Consider the following 22,824-nt stretch of genomic DNA (forward strand, 5'->3'; position numbering starts at 1 on the left):
TCTATGTGGCGATTTATCAGCGTTCGATTACTGCAGGCCATCCCAGTGCTACTGGCTGTGATTACGGTCACGTTTTTTCTGATCAGGGTTGCTCCCGGAGGCCCCTTCGACAGCGAAAAAGCGGTGATTCCTGAAGTAAAAGCTGCCCTGGAAAAACAGTATCGACTGGACCTGCCGCTTTTTCAGCAATACACCGCCTATCTGGGCGACCTGGCCTCAGGAGAATTTGGACCCTCGTTTAAATACCCGGGGCGCAGCGTCAATGAGCTTATCGGTGCTGGTCTGCCGGTCACTGCAGAACTGGGCTTTTATGCCCTGCTGGTTGCGGTACTCATAGGGGGCCTGGCAGGAGTCATCGCGTCACTGCGGCCCAACACGGCGCAGGACTACATACCCATGAGTTTAGCCATGATCGGGATTTGTATGCCCTCGTTTCTGCTCGGCCCGCTGATGGTATTGCTCTTTGGCATCGAGTTGGAGTGGCTGCCGGTGTCCGGTTGGGGCGATATACCCGGCGACAAAATCCTCCCCAGTATTACCCTTGGCGCGGGATACGCTGCTTATATCGCGCGCCTGTCCCGTGCAGGCATGCTGGAGGTAATGTCTCAGGACTACATCCGCACGGCGCGCGCTAAAGGGCTACCGGAATGGCAGGTGGTCACCAAACATGCCCTGCGCGGCGGACTCATGCCCGTGGTCACCTTTTTAGGGCCAGCCTTTGCGGGACTTCTAGCTGGCTCCTTTGTGGTAGAGACGATCTTTCAGATTCCAGGACTTGGTCGCTTTTATGTGCAGGCGGCCTTCAATCGCGACTACACCATGATCCTTGGCACGACGGTGTTCATCTCAACACTTATCGTCTTATTCAATTTGCTTTCTGACATCATGGCCGCCTGGATGAATCCGCGACTGCGTCACCAAATGGGAGGCGCATCATGAACAGCGACGTGCTAACGGACATCGCCAGTGCAGAAGAAGGCACTTCGCTATGGAAAGATGCCTGGCTGCGCCTGCGTAAAAATCGTCTGGCGATTATTGGACTGTATATCCTTTTGTTGTGCATTGTTTTGGCGCTGCTCACGCCGCTGATCGCACCCTACGCCTATGATGCCCAAGACCTTGATTTGGGTGCCAGCCCACCATCGGCAGCACATTGGTTGGGTACCGACATTTTTGGCCGCGATATGCTGACGCAGATTCTTTACGGCGGACGCATTTCTCTGGCGGTGGGATTTATTGCTACGGCCGTCGCTCTGGTTATTGGCATCACCTGGGGCGCCATTGCGGGTTACGCCGGTGGCCGCGTAGACGCGGTGATGATGCGCATGGTGGATATTCTCTACGCCCTCCCCTTTATGATTTTCATCATTCTGCTCATGGTCGTGTTCGGACGGAACCTGTTACTGCTGTTCCTAGCCATCGGCGCGGTTGAGTGGCTCACCATGGCCAGGATCATGCGAGGACAGGTGCAATCGCTTCGCCAACAGGAGTTTGTAGAAGCCGCCATCTCCCTGGGCCTGTCTCCCGGCGCTATTATCCGCCGGCACCTGATTCCCAATGCGCTGGGGCCGATCATCGTATATACCACGCTGACTATTCCCAGCGTCATGCTTCTGGAAGCCTTTCTGAGCTTCCTGGGCTTGGGTGTGCAGCCTCCTCAAACCTCCTGGGGACTGCTCATTTCTTATGGCGCCGAGACAATGGAAGAATACCCTTGGCTACTGATCTTTCCGGGGCTGGCCCTTACCATCACCCTCTTCTCTCTTAACTTTCTCGGCGATGGTCTGCGCGATGCGCTGGATGTTCGCGGATCAAAGGACTAAGCGTTATGGCCCTACTTGAAGTCAAGAATCTAGCCGTAAGCTTTGTCACTCGTAACGGAGTCAACAAGGCTGTCGACGACATTTCTTTTACCGTCGAGTCCGGGAAAATTACTGCGATTATCGGTGAGTCGGGCTCAGGGAAATCCGTCGCCTGTTACAGCATGTTGGGGCTCATTCCCATGCCGCCGGGCAGAATCGATGGTGGCCAGGCCTTATTTGACGGCAAAGACTTGCTGCAATGCTCAGAACGACAATTGCGTAAGACCCGGGGTCGCGATATCGCGATGATTTTTCAGGATCCCATGACCTGCCTAAACCCCTATATGACCATCGGTAAGCAGATGGTCGAACCTATCGTTTACCACCGGGGTGTCAGTAAATCCGATGCCCGGGCTCGAGCCATTGAGTTACTGGGTGAAGTGGGTATCCGTAATCCAGAGAACACCGTGGATAGTTTCCCCCATGAATTTTCCGGCGGCATGCGTCAACGGGTAATGATTGCCATGGCACTCATCAACGAACCGAAGTTGTTGATCGCTGACGAGCCCACCACAGCACTGGATGTGACCATACAGGCGCAGATTCTTCAGCTCATTGCCGAACTGCAGCGCAAGCGCGATATCGGCGTCATCTTCATCAGTCACGACCTGGCCGTAGTAGCCGACATCGCCGACGATATCTGCGTGATGCAAAAAGGCAGAATTGTGGAAAGCGGAGATCGCGCTGCTATTTTCAGCAACGCAGAACACCCTTACACACAGAAACTACTCTCGGCGATTCCCGCTGGCACAAAAGTTCCGCAGTCGCAGGACGCTGAACCTCTGATTCGCGTACAGAACCTGAAGACCTGGTTTAAGGTCTCCAAAGGTGAAACAGTAAAAGCGGTAGATGACGTAACTTTCGATATCCACCGCGGTGAAATTCTGGGTCTTGTAGGGGAGTCCGGCTCAGGAAAATCCACTATTGGGCGATCCCTGCTGCGTCTGGTGCCGGTGAGTGATGGCCAGGTAACTTTTGACGGCACCGACGTCACGGCCCTCGAAGGCCCCGCGCTAAAGACCATGCGCCGGCGTATGCAGATGATTTTTCAGGACCCCTTCGCATCCCTTAATCCCCGGATGACGGTCTTCGATACCCTCGCAGAACCACTGTTGTTACACGGAATCGAAACACGCAGTACCGTCGCGGACGGCGTACTTAAACTCATGGATGATGTAGGCCTTGCGCGAGCTTTTGTACGCAAGTATCCCCACGAGTTTTCCGGCGGCCAACGTCAACGCATCGCCATTGGCCGCGCGCTGGCCACGCGCCCGGAGTTCATTGTCGCTGACGAGCCGGTATCGGCACTCGACGTCACCATTCAGGCACAAATTCTTGATCTAATGCTAGAGCTCGGCCGAGAGTACGGACTGACCATGCTGTTTGTCTCTCATGACCTTGCTGTGGTGAAACATCTCGCAGATAGAATCATCGTGCTGTATCAGGGCAAGATCGTAGAAGAGGGGACGGGCGAGTCCTTGTTCAACTCGCCGCAGCAGCCGTACACCCAGCAATTGCTTCAAGCCATCCCCGGTCGGGCTTTGCTTTAGCCGCTTGGGAGTAATTCCTTACTACTGCATATCAGGAAAGGGGTTAGGACCACCCGCATCAATCCAGGCATCCAACTCGGATGCCAGTACTGTCAGAGGCACGGAGCGGAGGCCCAGGATAGTGTCGTGAAAATAACGCTGGTCAAAGTCAGTGCCCAGCACCGCCTCTGCCCTCAGGCGCTTTTCTCGAATCAGCATTTCTCCCAGTTTGTAGGCCAGGGCTTGGGCCGGCCAGGAAATATAGCGATCCACTTCCGTGGTGATTTCATGCTCTGACATGGCGGCATTGTCACGAAGATAGGCGATGGCCTGCTCTCGACTCCAACCAAACTGATGTACGCCCGTATCGATAACAAGTCGACAGGCCCGCCACATCTCATAGGTTAACTGTCCAAAACGCTCGTAGGGTGTGCGGTAGATACCGATCTGCCCCCCCAGCCATTCGGTATATAGACCCCAACCTTCGCCGTAGCCAGAGAAGTAGTTCTGGGCACGAAACTCCGGTATCTCTCCCGGGGCTTCCAGCGAAATTGCCGCTTGCAAGGCATGTCCCGGCGCACATTCGTGGAGCGTCAGCGCAGGGAGCGTGTACAGGGGCCGTGCCGGAAGATTATAGGTGTTCATGAGACAGGCGTTGAGTCCGCCGCGACCGCCAGTATAAATCGGTGCAATGGCCGGAGGCACAGGATTGATCGCAAAGCGTCGTCGGGGCAAAAAACCCAGAACCTCTGCCAGCTTGCCATCCATACGTTTGGCGACATACGCCGAATAGCCCATCAATTCATCGGGAGTCTTGGCGTAAAATTGCGGGTCAGTGCGCAGGAAGTGAAAGAACCGGGCCATGTCACCATCGTATTCCAGCTCCGCCAGAATCAGCTCCATCTCGGCGCGCAGGCGCTGGACCTCAGCAAGCCCCGTGTTATGGATTTGCTCGGCGGTAAGATCCAGGGTGGTAAAGCCGCGAATCTGAGACTGATAGAACGCTTCGCCATCAGGTAAATCGCGAGCAGCCAGTGTCTTGCGGGCACCAGGGAGATACTCCTGGCGCATGAACTCCAGAAGCTGCGTATAAGCGGGTACTACCTGCGTCGCGATAACTTCCCGAGCCTCTGCCTGCAGACGCTCTCGCTGCCGGTCATCCAGCATGGCGGGGAATGCATCAAAGGGTATCCAAAACGGATTGTCGCTTCCCGGCAGTAAATAGGCCTCAATAGACTCTTCACGACCCTTCAGGCTCACTGCTGGCACGGTATAACCCCGGGCCATTCCTGCGCGCATATTTGCGCTGTGTTGCTCAAAAAATCGCGGTAAGTCCCGAAGCCGCCCCAAATAGCGCCGATAACTCTCGGCATCCGCAAATCCACCATTTTGAGGATGCAGGCCTGCCCAAAAGAATGTGTCTGAATTTAGTGGTGCTTCGTAGGTTCTATAGCGCGCATTGTTTGCCAAGGTTTCGATAATTTGCCGAAAAACCGCGGCGTTGATCGCCTCTTCGTCACTAAGCTCTGCCACGGGAATCGTATTCAACTCCTCCAGAGCCGCTTCCCAGTAGGCAAGACGCTGCTGCTGCGCACTGGCACTGACATCAGCAAGACTCGCTTTTTTTACCCACGCTCCACTATCGTCGCGCTGCTTGCCAAGCTCGTTTTGCCGCCACTCCCACTCACGTTCATACAGAGCTTTTAACTGTGCATCAGCGCTTGTGACAGCCGTTGGGGTCTGAACATTGCCGGCACTACAGGCGGCCAACAGCACCAGGCCAAGTACAACAGGAATCATGCGCATGACAGGAGACACTCACTCTTAAGACATAGTGATCACAATACGTGAGCGATCAGATGTTCTCAATTGCCCCGTTCTTCGGTTTAAACTGCGCGCTCAATCAGGAGAAACTTCATGAACAACGACGAGCAAATTGCCTACTGGAACGGTGACGCAGGACGCAAGTGGGCACAGCGCGATGCCATGATGTCCCGGATGCTGGCACCAGTGGCAGAAGCGCTCATGGACCACGCGCAGGTAGACGATGCCACGGCCGTATTAGATGTAGGCTGCGGTGGTGGTAGCGAGACCTTAATGTTGGCAAAGCGGCTGGGGCCAAGCGCCTGTGTACTTGGCGTCGACGTGTCGGCCCCGCTTCTTGAAGTGGCCAGAAGCGAGCTGCTCAATTTAGGTGACGCCGGCAAGGGCGTCGGGTTTCTTGAAGCGGACGCGTCGAGCCACGATTTTGGCGAACAGCAATTCGACCTGCTGTTTTCTCGCTTCGGTGTCATGTTCTTCGACGACGCCACCGGAGCCTTTAAGCATCTTCGCAAGGCTATGCAGCCTCAGGGCCAACTCGCCTTTGCCTGCTGGCAGTCGCTGGCCAACAACCCCTGGACGGCTTTACCCTTAAAAGCCGCTTTATCCGTGCTCCCCGCTCCGCCAACGCCCAAACCAAGAAGCCCCGGACCCTTCGCCTTCGCAGAACCCGAGTACATCCAATCGCTGTTAACAGACGCCGGTTGGCGTGACGTTGTAGCGACGCCCCATACCATTAGTATGGAGTGGGAAGGTAGTGACGGCTTCGAGGCAACGGCTCGGGAGCTGGTCAATACAGGACCAGTGGGTCGCTTGCTGGCCGACGTAGACAGTAGGACGCGAGACGCCGTTCACGCTGCGGCGACAGAAGTACTGGCACCCTACTTTAACAACAACAGACTCTCGCTGGCCGGAGCCGTCTGGCTTGTTACAGCTAACAACTCCTAAATATAAGGTAAGCACAAATGCCGACACTTGGAACACCCTTCACCTCTTCAGCCACCCGGGTATTGCTATGTGGCGCGGGCGAGCTTGGTAAAGAAGTTGCTGTGGAGCTTCAGCGTCTGGGAATAGAGGTTATTGCTTGCGACCGCTACGCAAACGCACCGGCTATGCAGGTGGCAGATCGCAGCTACGTATTTCCTATGCTCGATGGAGAACGCCTCCGCGCCGTTATCGAAATGGAAAAGCCAGACTTTGTTGTTCCAGAAATCGAAGCGATCCATACGGACACCCTCGCAGAACTTGAGGACGAAGGATTCAATATTGTCCCTTCGGCCCGCGCTGCTCAGCTCACCATGAACCGTGAAGGGATTCGTCGACTGGTGGCAGAGTCACTGGATATCCTTACCTCGCCCTATCGCTTTGCGGATACCGAGGAAGCGTTTGCCACAGCCATCGAAGAGATCGGAACACCCTGCGTAGTCAAGCCCATCATGAGTTCATCCGGCAAGGGACAGAGTGTTGTGCGCGGGCCCGAGGATGTGATCTCGGCCTGGGAGATCGGTCAGGAAGGGGGGCGCGCAGGTGCGGGCCGTCTCATCGTCGAGGGCTTTGTGGATTTTGACTACGAGATTACTTTGCTCACAGTTCAGCACATCGCGGGTGTTAGCTTTTGTGCTCCCATCGGGCATCGTCAGGAAGACGGTGACTACCGCGAGTCCTGGCAACCACACCCCATGGACCCTCAAGTGCTCAAGCAATGTCAGGATATAGCGGCGCGCGTCACCGGCGCTCTGGGTGGCAAGGGGCTATTCGGTGTTGAGTTCTTTATCAAAGGCAAAGAGGTTTACTTCAGTGAGGTTTCACCGCGGCCCCATGACACCGGCATGGTCACGCTTATATCCCAGGACCTGTCCGAGTTTGCGTTGCATGTTCGCGCGTTTCTTGGACTGCCAATCCCCGGTATTCGTCTGCGCGGACCGTCAGCTTCAGCGGTGATTCTGCCCGAGGGCCAGTCAGAGAATATCCAGTATGGCAATCTCGCGGCGGCGCTCGGCCTGCCAGACACCGATCTTCGTTTGTTTGGCAAACCGGCCATCTCTGGCCGCAGGCGCATGGGCGTTGCCCTGGCCTGTGGCGACGGCATCGATAGCGCCCGAAGCAAAGCCCGCAATTCGGCCGCCGCGGTACAGGTTAGCTTCAAATAGTTTCAGCCCTTGAAAAATTACCAGCATGTCCCCAAATAAGTAACACGGGTGCTCAATTGGGAGGCCCGTTTAAACAATATTGCTTCATTTGGAGAATATGATTATGCGTAACACAATTGATTTTTCACCTTTGTACCACTCAGCCATCGGCTTCGATCGCATGGCAACGTTGTTGGACTCCGTAGCGCGCGACAGCAAGCCCAGCTACCCGCCCTATAACATTGAGCAGGTCGAAGAAAACCACTATCGCATCACCATGGCGGTCGCCGGATTCACCGAGGACGAGCTGGATATCACCAGCGAACAGAACAGCCTCGTAATCAGCGGACGACAGCAAAGCGAAGGCGATGGTCGTAACTATCTGCACCGAGGTATCGCCACTCGGGATTTCGAGCGCAAGTTTCAACTCGCAGAGCATGTGAAAGTGGTATCTGCAAAACTTGAAAACGGGCTTTTGCATGTGGCCCTGGAGCGCGAAGTACCTGAGGCCATGAAGCCCCGGAAGATCGCCATCGAAGGTCTCGGCAAGAACAGTCTGCTAGAGCAGAATGCGGCCTAAACCTTAGGGCGAACGCTGGAACGTTCGTTAACAAAAAAAGCCGGGCCTGGGTGCCCGGCTTTTTTGTGCTTGATGCTTTTTTGTCAGCGTTGCTGTCAACGGAAAACCTTGCCTGTCATTAGCCCTCATCGTCTATAGTTAGCCGCGGAAGAAGAAAAGCCAAAAGAGCACAGAAGTTGCTCCGCTCCACGATAATAATCTGTCGGAGAACGACACATGGAAATGTCTGAACTGCATCGCCTTGCCCAGGGCATTATTGAGGGTGGCGCACTGCTTCTAGCCTTCCTGGTTGTGATTGCCGGGCTCACAGTCCTTGTGATGTATCTTGTGGACATCACCCAAACCGAGCAGACCATACGGCGGAACTATCCCGTTGTGGGTCGCTTTCGTTACTTCTTCGAACACCTCGGTGAGTTTTTCCGTCAGTATTTTTTTGCTCTTGACCGAGAGGAACTCCCCTTCAACAGAGCCGAGCGCAGCTGGGTGTATCGCGCCGCAAAGCAGGTCGACTCCACCGTAGCCTTTGGATCTACTCGACCACTAACTCAAGAGGGCGACATTATCTTTCTCAACAGCCCTTTCCCCACCCTTGAGGAGGACACCGTAGAACCTCGTCCGGTAACTATCGGCGCCGAACACAGTAAGCAGCCCTACACCACTTCTTCGATCCTGAATATTTCCGGCATGAGTTACGGCGCTATATCCAGGCCAGCAATCACTGCACTTGCCGCCGGTGCCGGAGAAGCCGGCATATGGATGAATACCGGTGAAGGTGGTTTGTCTCCCTATCACCTGCAGGGCGGCTGCGACATCGTGTTTCAGATTGGCACCGCCAAATACGGCGTGCGCGATGCGGCGGGAAATCTTGACGATGACAAGCTCCGGGAAGTAGCGGCCCATGAGCAAGTGAGAATGTTCGAAATCAAAATGAGCCAGGGAGCAAAGCCCGGCAAAGGCGGAATTCTCCCGGGCGGTAAAGTCACCCCGGAGATTGCCAAGATTCGCGGCATCCCTGAGCACTCTGATTCCATCAGCCCCAATGGCCATATGGACGTTCGGTCGGTAGACGATTTGCTGGATATGATTGAGCGGGTGCGAGGGGTAACAGGCAAACCCGTAGGCTTCAAAATGGTCGTCGGGCAATTGGACTTTTTCGATGAGTTGTTTACCAACATCCATCATCGCGGTATCGCATCGGCGCCGGACTTCATCACCATAGACAGCGCTGATGGCGGCACGGGGGCAGCGCCCGAAGAACTCATTGATTACGTGGGAATGCCGCTCAACGAATCATTGCCTATTGTGGTGGATATGCTTCAGGAGTTTGGTCTGCGCGAGCGCATCAAGGTTATCGCGTCGGGCAAGATGATTAGCCCCGGAAAAGTAGCCTGGGCACTGGCCTGCGGTGCGGACTTCTGTACTTCAGCGCGAGGCTTCATGTTCGCCCTGGGCTGCATTCAGGCATTGCAGTGCAACAAGAACACCTGCCCTACCGGCATTGCGACACACGACAAAGAATTACAGCGGGGCCTGGTTCCCGAAGAAAAGCGCAAACGTGTTGCTGCCTACGCAAAAGCCGTGGCCCGAGGCGTGGGCGTTATCGCGCACTCCTGTGGAGCGCCAGAGCCAAGAGGTCTGGAACGCCGACACATGCGCGTCATCGAAGGCGGCGGCTTGTCTCACAATATGACCGAGCGCTTTCCCACCCGCTCTATTCGAAGCGAGTACGGCCAAGCCACTAGCGATCGCCATTCATGATCGCGGTCATCGTAGAGCAAATCCTGGCACTGGTGGGTTTCACGCTTATTGCCAGCTTGCTGCATCGCTTTACCAAGCTTGATCGAGCCTTGGCTTGCGTTCTCGTAGGTTTCGCAGCGGGACAGCTCATTGAATACATAGGATTTGACACAGGCATACGAGCCAGCAATCTCCAGGACATCGTTTTTTATGTGATCCTCCCGGTTCTGGTGTTTGAAGCTGCCTGGCATTTAGATGCCAAGCTTCTACGCCGCTGGCTATGGCCAGTACTGCTGTTGTCCACAGTAGGCATGGTCATCAGTAGCGTCGTCGCGGCAGGACTGGCATTTACAGGCATCAACCATCCGGTAGGCTTCCCCTGGGTTGCCGCACTACTCACTGGCGCAATACTTGCCGCAACGGATCCGGTATCTGTCATTGATCAACTTAAGGCCGCGCGGGCACCGCAAGATCTCGCAACCTTATTTGAAGGCGAGAGTCTGTTTAACGATGCAACAGCCGTGGTGCTGTTCTCACTGGTCCTGACCATGGCGCTGACGCCCGAGGTGATGCACGGCAACGGAATCAGCCTGTTTACCGCCGTGTTTTTAGGCGGCGCCTGCCTTGGCTTGGTCACCGGACTTCTGGCAAGTATTTTGCTGCTCTTGCTGGGCCGGCCCTCAAGCACGACCATCGTTTTACTGTTCACGGCGTTTGGAAGTTTTTTTCTGGCAGAGCACTTTTTCAAAGTGTCCGGCATCATGGCGGTGATGATATCCGCGCTTATCGCAAGGCGGTTTCTCAAAGAGGTGGAGAATACCGTTGCCAGTGGACTCACCCATACCTGGGAGTGGTCCAGCGAACTGCTCAATAGCATTCTCTTTGTGATTATGGGTCTGGTCATCACACCGGGCATGTTCGAATCCCACTGGCTGGCGATGCTCATCGCCATTGCCGCAGCGTTGATCGCGCGGCTTTGCGCGGTAACAACTTGCGGTGTGATTACTGGAATCACCGGACGCCCTATTCCAAAGCCCTGGCAATTCATCATGGTGTGGGGCGGGCTACGGGGAGTTATTGCTCTGGCTTTAGCACTCTCGTTACCCGTAGAACTGGAGTACTGGTATACGGTTCAGTCAATGGTGTTTGGGGTGGTGTTGTTTAGCCTTCTGGTTCAGGCAACCACCAGTGCCGCTTTAATTAAACGCTGGGCACCGGAACGGCGACTGAAAACGAGAGATAGCTAGAAGGAAAATTGCGGGTGTTACTGTGGCTTACTACGTTTAACCGCCTCGTCACGAATTCTTGCAACCATCGCCAGAAGACCGTTACCTCGAGTCGCCGAGAGATGGCGCATCAAGCCTAGCTCTTCAAAGTAGGCATTGATATCAAAGGCAAGCACATCTGCCGGTGACTTGTTGTTCAAGGCCGCAAGCACAACCGCCAGAAGCCCTTTAACAATAAACGCGTCGCTATCGACGCTGAGCTGCAAGCGTTCGTGTTCCTCGCTGACGTCTATCCAAACCTGACTCTGGCAGCCACGTACTAGTCGCTCGTCACTACGTAGCTCTGCGGGCATAGCCGGAAGCTCTCGGCCAAGGTCAATAATGTAACGATAGCGATCTTCCCAGCTATCAAAAAAGCCAAGATTTTCGACGATGTCGTCGGCAGTGATAGAAATACCAAAGGGATTTACGGAGGCGGTCATAACAACTCAGTCACACTCATGCGAGGCGGCGGATCAATAAAACATACCGGTTTCGAGTTGCGCCTCTTCAGACATCATATCTCGGCTCCAGGGCGGATCGAACACCAGTTCTACGCTAACGTTTTTCACAAATGGAACCATACGCAGACGATGCTCGACATCTCCCACAAGGACCGGCCCCATGCCACAACCCGGTGCTGTCAGTGTCATAACCACGTTAACGGACTGACCGTCCTGATCAATCTCAACCCGGTAGATCAAGCCAAGGTTCACAAGGTCCACGGGGATTTCCGGATCAAAAACCGTATGTAAGGCCTCCCAAACCTGCTCTTCGCTGATCTGCCCATTACCGGGAGGATCAAAGCTCAGTGTTAAGCCCTCCAGGCCCAAAGCGTCAGCATCAGTGCCGTCAATACGCACCATATTGCCGTTGTAAACGATGGTGTAGTTGCCGCCAAGAGACTGCGTGAGAGTGACAAAGCTGTCCGCAGGCACAGTTACCGGATCACCAACGGGTACCAAGCGACCCTGGACTTCACGACGGACCGTCAGCAGCGTTCTTTCCTGTGATGACATGGCTAAGCTACGCTGAAACTTTCGCCGCAACCGCACTCAGCGACCACGTTCGGGTTGTTGAACTTCAACACCTTATTGATACCTTCACGGCTCAGATCGAGCTCGGTACCCCGAAGAAACTCCAGAGCGTCGGCAGCAACAAAGAGCTGCACGCCATTATCAAGCGTCATTTGCGTATCATCAGATTCGCCGCCGTCGACTTCTTCCATCACGTATTTAAAGCCCGTGCAGCCGCTTTCTTGCACGCTAATACGCACAGCGGTCTTCCCTGCCGAGGCAAGGCTATTGCGAAAATGTTCCGATGCAGCCGCGGTTACCCTAAGCGGCCCTTCGACTTCAAATGTTTCAACGCTCACTATCTTCTACTCCCGTATTCGCCAGACAAGCTCAGGCTTCCCTAGCGGGGGCCAAAGAGGGACTGTGCCTTCTTCAACCCGGCAATCAATCTATCCACATCATCCCGATTGTTATACATCGAGAACGAAGCTCGCACCGTCCCGGGCAACTCAAAATGTGCCATCAGAGGCTGTGTGCAATGATGCCCGGTACGCACTGCAATACCCTGCTCATCGAGCAACATACCTACGTCCGAAGGATGGCAGCCGTCAAGGATAAAGCTGAAAATACCAGCGCTATGCTTTGGTGCCCCAATGCGCCGCAGACCCGGTATCTCCAAGGCTGCTTCAAGTGTAGCCGTCAGAAGTGCGTCTTCATGGGCAGCCGCAGCCACTCGGTCAATATTCGATAAATAGTCTATAGCCGCCGCCAGACCAACTGCCCCGGCAATATTTGGGGTGCCGGCCTCAAATTTAAAGGGCAGCGTGTTAAAGGTTGTGCCCGCAAAGCTCACCGTTTCGATCATCTCACCACCACCCAAAAACGGTGGCATTGATTCGAGCAGCTCTTCGCGACCCCACAGCGCGCCAATGCCCGTAGGGGCAAAGAGCTTGTGACCTGAGAAACAGTAAAAATCGCAGCCCAGAGACTGAACATCCACATCCCAGTGACCCACGGCCTGAGCGCCGTCAACCAAAGTTAACGCGCCCATTGCCTTAGCACGAGCGCATATCTCTGCCACGGGGTTGATGGTACCCATAGCATTAGACACATGATTGACCGCTACAAGCTTTACCCGCTCATCCAGCAAAGCCTCAAAGGCATCAAGATCAATCTCTGCATCAGCGGTAACTGGGATAGGCACGACTTCGGCACCCACACGCTCTGCCACTAACTGCCAGGGAACAATATCCGAATGATGCTCAAGCCAGGACACCAAAACCCGGTCACCTGCCTTGAGGTTGTTCATACCCCAACTGTAGGCAACGAGATTTATCGCCTCGGTGGTGCCGCGCGTCCAAATGATCTGTCGGCTTGAGGGACTATTTAAAAAACCGGCGACCTTCTCTCGAGCATCTTCAAAGTGTCGTGTCGCCCGGTCTGACAATGTATGCACGCCGCGATGTACATTGGCATTATCGTGACGATAGTAGTTTGCGATGGCCTCAATGACGGCCTCGGGCTTTTGCGTGGTCGCTGCGTTATCCAGATACACCAACGGCTGGCCGTTAATCACTTCCCGAAGAATCGGAAAATCAGCCCGCACTTTGGCGACGTCGAACCCTGGCTCAGCAACCACCTTGAGCGTGCTCACAACAAATGCCTCGCGAGCTGTGAATTGCGGGCAAAGCGCGACGCCAGCAACGGACGCAGATAGTTGCGCAAGGACTCCAGTTTTAGAGCCTCAATGAGTTCATTGATAAACCCAAAGCTCAACATCACCTCTGCCTCGGCTCGAGACACACCTCGAGTGCGCAAATAATGCATAGCCAGCTCATCGAGCTGCGCCACAGTCGCACCGTGAGCACACTGCACATCGTCGGCATAAATCTCGAGCTCGGGCTTACTGTTGATTTGCGCTTCGGTACTGGTAAGCAGGTTACGATTAGATAACTCTGCCCGGGTCTTTTGCGCATCCGGGTGAATGTGGATACGCCCGTTGAATACCGCAGTAGCACGATCCGCAATAATCCCCCTGAACACCTCATCCGTATCGCAGTGCGGCACGGCGTGCTCAATGGTGCTGTGATAGTCAATGTGCTCGTCACCGCGAGGTAGGTAGACCCCATTGAGCGATGCGTAAGCACCAGGGCCTGCGTGATTCACCACCAAATCAAAACGCTTGAGAACACTCCCTAGCGCCAAATGAAAGCTCTCCAGATGCGCATCGCGGTCCAAGCGAGCGTGAACCCCACCAATATGCACGGCATTTCCAGACTCTTCGTGGATACGATAATGGGATAGCCGTGCGTTGGGCGACAGCAGCAGCTCTGTCATACCGTTGCAGAAACTCTCATTAGACGCGTCCAAAGAAACAAAATGCTCGACGATGGTCGCGCTGGATCCTTTCTGTGCAAGCACCAGTAAACGCTGGTTAATAGCCGTGGGCGCTTTACCAGCACTTACCAGCCACAGAAATTCCACCGGAGAATCCACCGCTGCATTAGCGGCGATCTCTACAAACACCCCATCGCGCAGGGTCGCAGTATTGAGAGCCGCGAAGAGATGATCCTCCACGTCTAAAGACGTATTCAGGTGCTCGGCAATCTTGCCGGCCTGTGCGTCACTGGCTTCATCAAAGCGACATACCTGCACACCCTCGGCGTGCGCCGTATTCGACAATGCCGGCTGATAGATACCATCGACGAAGACCAGTCGAGATCCGCCAAAGCCCGGTGCGAGGTTCTCGGGCAGAGACTCCAGAGAAGTTTCGGCATCGGCCAGCGCATAGTCATCGCGAAGCGCCGAAAGACCCGTGTACTTCCAATTTTCCGTGCGCCGGGTCGGCATGGACGCGCCTTCCCAGGACGTAAGACCCCGAGCCTGCACCGACTGTAGCCAGTGCGGCACGCGCCGCGTGGCTTCCGCCAGTGGTTGCTGCATAAAGCTGGACATCAGGCGACCTCATCCTCAAGCCAAGCATAGCCTTTATCTTCCAGATGCAAGGCAAGCTCCTTACCTCCAGAACGGACGATACGTCCCTCGGCAAGCACATGAACGCGATCCGGCTCTACAAAATCCAAAAGGCGCTGGTAATGCGTGACCAATACAAAAGCACGATCGTCGCTGCGCATTGCGTTAACACCCTGAGCAACCACCTGTAGGGCATCGATGTCCAAACCACTATCGGTTTCATCAAGCAGACACAGACTTGGCTCGAGCAACATCATCTGGATAAGTTCGTTACGCTTTTTCTCGCCACCGGAGAAGCCCTCATTGACGCCTCGCTTCAAAAAGTCCGCCGGGAGATTAGCCGCCTTGCTAGCCTCTCGGGCACGCTTCATGAAACTCACAGCATCCAAGGCCTCCAGGCCTCGATGCTCACGCACGGCATCCACCGAGGCTTTCAAAAACTCCATGTTGCTCACCCCGGGAATCTCTACCGGGTACTGAAAGGCCAAAAACAGGCCGGCGCGGGATCGCTCCTCGGTGTCGAGCTCCAGCAGATTCTCGCCGTTAAAAGTAATAGAGCCTTCGGTTACCTCATAACCCGGGCGCCCCGCCAGAACATGTCCCAGGGTGCTTTTTCCGGAACCGTTTGGACCCATGATGGCGTGTACTTCTCCTGCGCCCACTTCCAGGTTCAGGCCTCGGAGAATATCCTTGCCTTCTACCCGCGCGTGCAGATTTTCGATCTTCAACATGCTCTTACTACTCCTACAGCGACATTCATCTGTCGCGTTATCCGACCGAGCCTTCCAGGCTCACTTCCAGCAACTTTCCAGCTTCAACGGCAAATTCCATGGGTAGTTCCCGGAACACTTCCTTACAAAAGCCATTCACGATCATCGAAACGGCTTTCTCGGCATCAAGACCCCGCTGCTGGCATAGATACATCTGATCGTCGCTCACCTTGGAGGTTGTAGCCTCGTGCTCTATCACGGCACTGGGATTTCTGCTTTCGATGTACGGAAAGGTATGAGCCGCGCAGCGATCACCAATAAGCAGCGAATCACACTGGGTGTAGTTTCGCGCACCTTCGGCCCGAGGACTCATGCGCACCAGACCTCGATAAGCATTGGAACTCTTTCCTGCAGAAATACCCTTTGAAATGATGGTTGAGCGGGTGTTCTTACCCAGATGAATCATCTTGGTACCAGTGTCCGCCTGCTGCATATTGTTGGTCAGCGCCACGGAGTAAAACTCTCCAATGCTGTTGTCACCTCGAAGAATGCAGCTGGGATACTTCCAGGTCACCGCCGAACCGGTTTCAACCTGAGTCCAGGAAATCTTGCTGTTTGTATGCGCCACGCCGCGCTTGGTGACAAAGTTATAGATACCGCCCTTACCCTCGGCATCACCGGGATACCAGTTCTGCACGGTGGAATACTTAATCTCTGAGTCATCCAAAGCCACCAGCTCAACTACCGCAGCGTGTAGCTGGTTCTCATCACGCATAGGCGCGGTGCAGCCTTCGAGGTAACTCACATGACTCGCCTCATCGGCGATGATCAGGGTCCGCTCGAACTGACCGGTCTTGGCCTCGTTGATACGAAAATACGTCGACAGCTCCATGGGGCAGCGTACCCCTTTGGGAATGTACACAAAGGAGCCATCGCTAAACACGGCGCTGTTGAGCGCTGCATAAAAGTTGTCTCGACGGGGCACAACGCTGCCAAGGTACTTACGCACCAACTCCGGGTGCTCATGTACGGCTTCTGACAGTGGACAAAAAATCACACCCGCTTCGGCGAGCTTGCTGCGAAAGGTTGTAGCGACGGACACAGAATCAAAAACTGCATCTACCGCAACCCCCGCCAACATCTCCTGCTCGTGCAGGGGAATGCCCAACTTGTTGTAAATCTCCAAAAGCTCCGGATCCACTTCATCGAGGCTCTGGGGACCGTCTTCCATACTCTTGGGCGCGGAGTAGTACGAAAGCGCCTGAAAATCAACGCGCGGGTAATGCACGTGCGCCCACTCGGGTGTTTCCATTTCCAGCCAATCGCGATAAGCCTCCAGACGCCACTCCAGCAACCACTCCGGCTCGTTTTTCTTAGCCGAGATGAAGCGAATAACATCTTCATCCAGGCCTGCCGCCAATGTATCGGACTCGATATCGCTGACGAAACCAGCGGAGTATTCCTTGTCGATCCGACTATCGATTACTTCCTGAGACATTCTGTATTCCTTTCTGATCCGGGGCCGAATTCAGGCGGTACGCACAAGAATCCCGGCTAGCTGATCCTCGGTCTGATTACGCAGAACCTGCTTTTCGGAGATGTTCTGAATCTCACGTCGGGCAACAAGATCCGCCAGACTGATATCGGTAAGAAACTCTTTAATACGGTCAGACAGATCCATCCATAGATGATGCGTCAAGCAGGTATCACCCTCCTGACAATCGCCCTTTCCGCCACATCGGGTGGCATCGGTATCTTCATTCACCGCAGCAATCACTTCGGCAACGCTGATTGCTTCCGCGCCGCGCTTGAGCCGGTAACCGCCACCGGGACCGCGCACACTACGCACCAGGTTTTGCCGTCGAAGATGTGCAAACAACTGCTCAAGATAGGACAGTGATATGCCTTGGCGCTCGGAGATAGCCGCCAAGCGGATAGGCCCCCGAGCCTCATTCAAGGCGAGGTCGAGCATTGCCGTAACGGCGTATCGTCCCTTAGTAGTGAGGCGCATAAATAAGATCTCGTGGGTCTGTCGAGGGCCGCGAAGTGTTTCATTCCCTACTATTTTAGTCAAGTATAAGACCCTTTGCATTGCTGGGTTTTTACGCGCGTTTCTTGGTCTATACTTGCCCCTCGTTGTTGTTAAGGGGCTGCCACATGAGTGCAGACAACGACGCAACTAACAACGCTAATAAGCCGTTGCGCCGCATACTAATCATCGCCTACGGAGCCGACTCTCACGCGGACACGCTTGTCGCGTCCAGGCTTCTGGAAAGGCTTCGCGAACGATCCATCGCAGATAGCTGGTGGCTAACCCTTATTGAGGACGCCGCGCTTCGTCTGGAGCACGCTCTGGATTTACGCCCTAACGATCTGGCGATATTTATCGACACCAGTAAGCACGGCAAAGCACCCTTTGAGTTCAATGAGATTCTCACCCGTGGGGCAGAGCCCATCTTGCCGGAAGCGGACGCGGTACTACCGTCTGATCTGCTTCATGCTCTGGCGACCATAGGCCGCCAAGGTACGCTACCACCCAGCTTCAGACTCACGATGCCGCTCTCAAGCGAGGCATCCGGCGAAGACATCGCACCTACCAGTGATACGAGCATCACCGCTGCCGTCGATTTTCTGGAGAATCTCCTGGGAGATACCAGCAATGCCCACTGGCGATCGGAGACCAATAGCTAGACCAGCGTTTTAAGCGCCGGCCAGTACTACGGTGTTGCAGGCTCAATCTCCAGAACCAATGCACCAGCGGCAATCTGCTGGCCTTCCACACCGTGGATAGCGTTCACGACACCGTCTATCTGGGCCAAAAGACGATGCTCCATCTTCATGGCCTCCATGATCGCCAGCTCATCGCCGCGAGAAACTACGGCACCTATCCCGACCTTTAGAGCCAGAAGATTACCGTGCATGGGTGCCAGCACCGCACCAGAGCCCTCGGCATCACGATCTGCCGCTGACAAGCCGAGTTCGTTGGTCAATGTAAACGCGCGGCCACGGCACTGCAGGGCTACGGTGTCGCCATCTACAAAACTATAGGCGACGTCTTGTTGTATACCGTCCAGTGCAAGACGTAAGCGGCCCTCAGAAGCGCTATCGATCAGTTCAAGCTGCAGTGTCTTGTGCGCGACGCAGACCTCGTAGCAATCCGAGCCCCGCGATAAAACGCTGACGGACTGCAGTTCATCGTCGATGCTGTAAGCAAAGCTACTCGCAATACTTCTGGCACCTGACATGGCTGTTAGCGAAGCGTCGTCAGAAACTCGCTCATAGAGCGAGTCCTCCTCAGCTTGCAGATACTGCAGCAAGGCCGCAACACCCAACTCCGGCTCTGATGGGGCGGGCTGTTGCACACCATCGGGGAACTCCTCTTCGATAAACGCCGTTGTCGCCTCGCCGTCGGCAAAACTCTCGCGCTGCAAAACATCAATAAGAAACTCGCGATTTGTTGCTATACCAAAGAGCACGGTCTGACGGAGAGCTCTCACTAAGCGTCGTCGAGCCGTGTCGCGATCCTCACCATAGGCGATGATCTTCGCCACCATAGGATCGTAGAACGGCGACACCATTTGCCCGGAAAAGAGCCCATGATCCACACGTATCCCCTCTCCCTCGGGCGGCTCCCAGGCCAATGCAAGGCCGCTCGCCGGCAAAAAGTTATTCACTGTGTCCTCAGCGTAGAGCCGAACCTCGATGGCATGCCCGTACAAACTGACATCTTCCTGATTGCAAGGCAGCGCAACCCCCTGGGCTACCTGCAACTGCAGATCAACCAGATCAATATCGGTAACAAGCTCGGTCACGGGGTGTTCCACCTGCAATCGAGTGTTCATCTCCAGAAAGTAAAAGTGCTGATCCCTATCAAGGAGAAACTCCACGGTGCCGGCACCGACGTAAGCGATACTCTTCGCCGCAGCCACCGCGGCATCACCCATGGCCGCGCGCAGCTCTGGCGTCATTATCGGGCATGGCGCCTCTTCGACAACCTTCTGATGCCTTCGCTGTACTGAGCAATCACGCTCGCCCAAATGAATGACATTGCCCTGGGAATCACCAAACACCTGAATCTCCACGTGTCTCGGCTGCAGCACGGCTTTTTCGAGAATCAGCTCACCACTGCCAAAAGCGTTTTCGGCTTCCGAACGGGCGGCTTCCAGTGCAGGCAAAAAGTCATCCATATGATTAACCAGGCGCATGCCTCGCCCACCACCACCCGCTGCAGCCTTGACCATAATAGGCATACCGATTTCATCGGCTGCGGCCAGCAGTGCAGCATCAGATTGGTCCTGAGACTGGTAGCCCGGGATGCAAGGAACACCGGCATCAAGCATGCGCCGCTTTGCCGCTGCTTTGTTACCCATCAGCTCAATGGCCTCGGCCGAGGGACCAATAAACACCAAACCGGCATCTGCACAGGCGGCGGCAAAATCCGCGTTCTCCGACAAAAAGCCATAGCCGGGATGAATCGCCTGAGCCCCGGTGCGCGCAGCGGCATCCAGGATCCGGGCAGGATCCAGGTAAGATTCCTTGGCCGGAGCGGGACCAATAAACACAGCTTCATCGGCGAGTGCCACATGCGGCGCATCAACGTCAGCTTCGGAGTAGACGGCAATAGTTCTATAACCCGCTGCCTGAGCGCTGCGTATCACCCGCACCGCAATCTCGCCGCGATTGGCGACCAACACACTGTCAAACTGGTGACTCATTTTGTGCTCCCGGTTTCCTTACTCTTGCTTAAACCCCACTGGGCTGGTCGTTTTTCGGCAAAGGCCTGCATTCCTTCGCGCGCCTCATCGCCCAACATGGCGTCGGCAAAACGCTCTGCGGCGAACTGCACCAATTCAGAGCCTTGGAGACTCTCGCTGGCAGAAATAATTTGCTTGGTCAGCTTAATGGCCCCGGGGGCTCCGCGATGTGCATCACGCAGTACGGACTGCAAGCGCGATTCCAGCGCCTCCAAATCCGGTTCTACAAAGTGAGCAAACCCCAGGCGGTGCGCTTCTACACCATCAAAACGCTGTGCAGTCAAAAGTAATCTGCGTGCTTGAGAGGCACCTATTCGGCTGATGACAACCGGCGTGATCTGGGCGGGAGGAATACCCAAGGTGACCTCGGTCAGGGCGAACTTCGCATCGGCCGTCGTCACTACCACGTCGGCTAAACAGGCTATTCCCAAGCCCCCTGCCATGGCGGCACCTTCGATGGCTACAACAAACAACTGCGGCAGCTGCTTGATGGCAACCATCATCCGTCCGAAATCGGCGTTAAAGGCCACAATCTCCTCTCGGGGCATACCCGCCTGAAAGACATTACGAAACATTTTGAGGTCACCGCCAGAGCAAAATGCCCCCCCCTTGCCTCGTAGCACCACAAAGCGAAACTCAGACGCGGGCAGTGCCTCAAGCACTGCAGCCAACTCATCGGCCATCGCGCCGGACAGCGCGTTTCGCGTCTCAGGACGGTTAAACCATATAGTCAGCGTGTCGCCTTGCGGCTCCAGTAGTAAATTTTCAACGGCGGGCAGCATAAAATTTCCTTGTTAGATTCTTGGGACGATCACATTCGGGCCACACCAAAAGCGTTGGGACTGACCTGACGGTGGCGCCCTTCCCAACAGGTTTGCAGCGCCATGGCGATGACCTTGCGACTATCCCGAGGGTCTATCAGACCGTCATCGAGCATGCGCCCCGAGGTGTAAAAAGCATCAGACTGCCGGTCGTAGTGAGCAATAACCTTCTCCTCTTGGGCGGTGAGCATGGCTTCATCGACTTCGCGCCCCTTTCGCGCAGCGCCGGCACGAAACACCTCAGACATGGTCTTTGCCGCCTGCTCGCCACCCATGACGCCGATCTGGATATTCGGCCAGGAAAACACGAAATCCGGATCGTAGCCCTGACCGCACATGCCGTAGTTCCCCGCGCCAAAACTCGCCCCCACCATCAAAGTCAGACGGGGCACCCGGGCGTTAGTCACAGCCTGGATCATTTTGGCACCATGTTTGATCATGCCTGCGTGCTCGTACTGGGTTCCGACCATGTAGCCGGTAATGTTCTGTACAAAGAGCAGCGGCGTATCCGATTGGTCACAAAGCTGAATAAACTGCGCTGCCTTTGTGGCGCCGTCCGGATCAATAGGACCGTTATTACAAACAATCCCCACGGGCATGCCGTGGATGCTCGACTGCAGGCAAACCAGAGTGATTCCGTAGGCTGGCTTAAACTCCGTAAAGCTGGACCCATCGACTAAGCGAGCAATCACCTCCCGGGCATCGTAGGGCTGGCGATAATCAACCGGAACCACGCCCAACAGCTCTTCGGGAGAAAACACCGGCTCGTCGAACTCTGCCGCTGGAGGTACCGCACAACGCCGATTCCAGTTGATGCGCCCGACTACCTCACGACACAACTGCAAACCATGGGCATCGTCCTCTGCCAAATATTCCACAAGGCCCGTCACCCGGGCGTGCATAGCAGCGCCCCCAAGCTGTGCATCGTCCGCGACTTCGCCCGTGGCGGCTTTTAGCAGAGCCGGACCTGCAAGATAGGCCTTGCCGTTGTCCTTCACGCCCACAACATAGTCACTAAGTCCCGGCATGTACGCCCCGCCTGCAGCGGATGCACCATGGAGCACTGTGATCACGGGTAATCCTGCTGCAGACAGCCTGGCCAGACGCGCGAAAATACCGCCGCCAGCCATCCACATCTCTACTTCGTATTCCAGAAGATTCGCCCCGGCGCTTTCTACCAGATGCAAAAACGGCAGCTTCTGCTGCAGCGCGATGTCCATGATGCGGCAACCCTTACGGGTAGAGGTACGCGTCATCGCACCGGCATTGATCCCCGAGTCATCCACCTGAATCATGCAGCGCGTGCCCTGCACATAGCCAATGCCAGCTATTTGTGTGGCACCGGGCACCGATGTCTCTGGATTAGTGTCATCCAGGAGATAACCGGCCATGTTCCCGATCTCCAGAAAAGGCGATCCAGGATCCAAAAGTCTTGCCAGACGCTCCCGGGGAAGCAGCTGTCCGCGTCTTTCAAAGCGTGGCCGCGCTGCGTCAGATAGGGTGCGGGAGCGCTCAAGGATCGCGTTCATCTTTTCGATGAGTTCAAGATGGTCTTCGCGATTGCGCGCAAATGCTTCACTGGCGCTGCTGATGGAAGAGCGAAAGGTCTGTGCCTGATATGCCATAA

21 protein-coding genes are annotated in these 22,824 nt (G+C 55.3%); 9 read left to right on the plus strand and 12 right to left on the minus strand.

What is annotated here, in order from left to right; translation table 11 throughout:
- Positions 1-3 precede the first annotated feature (3 nt).
- From R0135_RS09980 to R0135_RS09990, 3 genes are read left to right on the plus strand one after another with little or no spacing between them, the layout of a single operon-like run.
- On the plus strand, positions 4-939 hold the full coding sequence (locus R0135_RS09980; RefSeq protein ID WP_407346684.1) for an ABC transporter permease: 936 nt from the start codon (positions 4-6) through the stop codon (positions 937-939).
- Positions 936-1,823, plus strand: a complete 888-nt coding sequence (locus tag R0135_RS09985) for an ABC transporter permease (protein ID WP_407346686.1) — start codon at positions 936-938, stop codon at positions 1,821-1,823. Before R0135_RS09980 ends, R0135_RS09985 begins: the two co-directional genes overlap by 4 nt.
- A gap of 5 nt (positions 1,824-1,828) precedes the next feature.
- Positions 1,829-3,412 carry an ABC transporter ATP-binding protein gene (locus R0135_RS09990; protein WP_407346687.1) on the plus strand — a complete coding sequence of 528 codons (1,584 nt, stop codon included), beginning with the start codon at positions 1,829-1,831 and terminating at the stop codon, positions 3,410-3,412.
- A gap of 21 nt (positions 3,413-3,433) precedes the next feature.
- Here R0135_RS09990 and R0135_RS09995 read toward each other — a convergent pair whose 3' ends face one another.
- The gene (locus R0135_RS09995; RefSeq protein ID WP_407346688.1) at positions 3,434-5,197 is read right to left on the minus strand and encodes a DUF885 domain-containing protein; all 1,764 of its coding nucleotides are present in this window, start codon (positions 5,195-5,197) and stop codon (positions 3,434-3,436) included.
- 111 nt (positions 5,198-5,308) lie between these two features.
- Between R0135_RS09995 and R0135_RS10000 the strand changes: the two genes are divergently transcribed.
- From R0135_RS10000 to R0135_RS10020, 5 genes are all read left to right on the plus strand, one after another.
- Positions 5,309-6,160 (plus strand): class I SAM-dependent methyltransferase, encoded by an 852-nt coding sequence (locus R0135_RS10000; RefSeq protein WP_407346689.1) that lies wholly within the window; start codon positions 5,309-5,311, stop codon positions 6,158-6,160.
- Positions 6,161-6,177: 17 nt separating this feature from the next.
- Positions 6,178-7,362, plus strand: a complete 1,185-nt coding sequence (purT, locus tag R0135_RS10005; RefSeq protein ID WP_407346691.1) for a formate-dependent phosphoribosylglycinamide formyltransferase — start codon at positions 6,178-6,180, stop codon at positions 7,360-7,362.
- A gap of 103 nt (positions 7,363-7,465) precedes the next feature.
- Positions 7,466-7,921: an Hsp20 family protein gene (locus R0135_RS10010; protein WP_407346692.1), complete on the plus strand. Its 456-nt coding sequence runs from the start codon at positions 7,466-7,468 to the stop codon at positions 7,919-7,921.
- Between the two features lie 216 nt (positions 7,922-8,137).
- Complete coding sequence (locus R0135_RS10015; RefSeq protein WP_407346693.1) at positions 8,138-9,679, plus strand: FMN-binding glutamate synthase family protein; 1,542 nt, start codon at positions 8,138-8,140, stop codon at positions 9,677-9,679.
- Positions 9,676-10,905: a cation:proton antiporter gene (locus R0135_RS10020; protein ID WP_407346694.1), complete on the plus strand. Its 1,230-nt coding sequence runs from the start codon at positions 9,676-9,678 to the stop codon at positions 10,903-10,905. Before R0135_RS10015 ends, R0135_RS10020 begins: the two co-directional genes overlap by 4 nt.
- Positions 10,906-10,922: 17 nt before the next feature.
- Here the strand turns inward: R0135_RS10020 and R0135_RS10025 are convergent, their stop codons facing one another.
- Genes R0135_RS10025 through iscR form a run of 8 tightly spaced genes read right to left on the minus strand, consistent with a single transcriptional unit; the run spans position 10,923 to position 17,633 of the window.
- A complete protein-coding gene (locus tag R0135_RS10025) occupies positions 10,923-11,366 on the minus strand; it encodes a SufE family protein (protein ID WP_407346695.1) in 444 nt (147 codons plus the stop codon).
- Positions 11,367-11,399: 33 nt separating this feature from the next.
- Positions 11,400-11,942 carry a putative Fe-S cluster assembly protein SufT gene (gene sufT, locus R0135_RS10030; protein WP_407346696.1) on the minus strand — a complete coding sequence of 181 codons (543 nt, stop codon included), beginning with the start codon at positions 11,940-11,942 and terminating at the stop codon, positions 11,400-11,402.
- Between the two features lie 2 nt (positions 11,943-11,944).
- Positions 11,945-12,298: a HesB/IscA family protein gene (locus R0135_RS10035; RefSeq protein ID WP_407346697.1), complete on the minus strand. Its 354-nt coding sequence runs from the start codon at positions 12,296-12,298 to the stop codon at positions 11,945-11,947.
- A gap of 41 nt (positions 12,299-12,339) precedes the next feature.
- A complete protein-coding gene (locus R0135_RS10040; protein ID WP_407346698.1) occupies positions 12,340-13,593 on the minus strand; it encodes a cysteine desulfurase in 1,254 nt (417 codons plus the stop codon).
- A complete protein-coding gene (sufD, locus tag R0135_RS10045; protein WP_407346699.1) occupies positions 13,590-14,894 on the minus strand; it encodes a Fe-S cluster assembly protein SufD in 1,305 nt (434 codons plus the stop codon). The genes R0135_RS10040 and sufD overlap by 4 nt, the downstream gene beginning before the upstream one ends.
- Positions 14,894-15,643 (minus strand): Fe-S cluster assembly ATPase SufC, encoded by a 750-nt coding sequence (gene sufC, locus R0135_RS10050; RefSeq protein WP_407346700.1) that lies wholly within the window; start codon positions 15,641-15,643, stop codon positions 14,894-14,896. The genes sufD and sufC overlap by 1 nt, the downstream gene beginning before the upstream one ends.
- A gap of 37 nt (positions 15,644-15,680) precedes the next feature.
- Positions 15,681-17,120: a Fe-S cluster assembly protein SufB gene (gene sufB, locus R0135_RS10055; protein ID WP_407346701.1), complete on the minus strand. Its 1,440-nt coding sequence runs from the start codon at positions 17,118-17,120 to the stop codon at positions 15,681-15,683.
- Positions 17,121-17,150: 30 nt separating this feature from the next.
- Positions 17,151-17,633 carry a Fe-S cluster assembly transcriptional regulator IscR gene (gene iscR / locus R0135_RS10060; protein WP_407346702.1) on the minus strand — a complete coding sequence of 161 codons (483 nt, stop codon included), beginning with the start codon at positions 17,631-17,633 and terminating at the stop codon, positions 17,151-17,153.
- 146 nt (positions 17,634-17,779) lie between these two features.
- Between iscR and R0135_RS10065 the strand changes: the two genes are divergently transcribed.
- Positions 17,780-18,313, plus strand: a complete 534-nt coding sequence (locus tag R0135_RS10065; protein WP_407346703.1) for a homospermidine synthase — start codon at positions 17,780-17,782, stop codon at positions 18,311-18,313.
- Between the two features lie 26 nt (positions 18,314-18,339).
- Here the strand turns inward: R0135_RS10065 and R0135_RS10070 are convergent, their stop codons facing one another.
- The 3 genes from R0135_RS10070 to R0135_RS10080 are packed head-to-tail and all read right to left on the minus strand — an operon-like array spanning position 18,340 to position 22,822.
- The gene (locus R0135_RS10070; protein WP_407346704.1) at positions 18,340-20,337 is read right to left on the minus strand and encodes an acetyl/propionyl/methylcrotonyl-CoA carboxylase subunit alpha; all 1,998 of its coding nucleotides are present in this window, start codon (positions 20,335-20,337) and stop codon (positions 18,340-18,342) included.
- The gene (locus R0135_RS10075; protein ID WP_407346706.1) at positions 20,334-21,158 is read right to left on the minus strand and encodes an enoyl-CoA hydratase/isomerase family protein; all 825 of its coding nucleotides are present in this window, start codon (positions 21,156-21,158) and stop codon (positions 20,334-20,336) included. Before R0135_RS10075 ends, R0135_RS10070 begins: the two co-directional genes overlap by 4 nt.
- A gap of 29 nt (positions 21,159-21,187) precedes the next feature.
- Entirely contained in the window at positions 21,188-22,822 is a 1,635-nt protein-coding gene (locus R0135_RS10080; protein ID WP_407346707.1) for an acyl-CoA carboxylase subunit beta, read from the minus strand.
- Positions 22,823-22,824: the final 2 nt, after the last annotated feature.

The sequence above is a fragment of the Congregibacter variabilis genome (assembly GCF_045689235.1).
Taxonomy (GTDB): domain Bacteria; phylum Pseudomonadota; class Gammaproteobacteria; order Pseudomonadales; family Halieaceae; genus Congregibacter; species Congregibacter variabilis.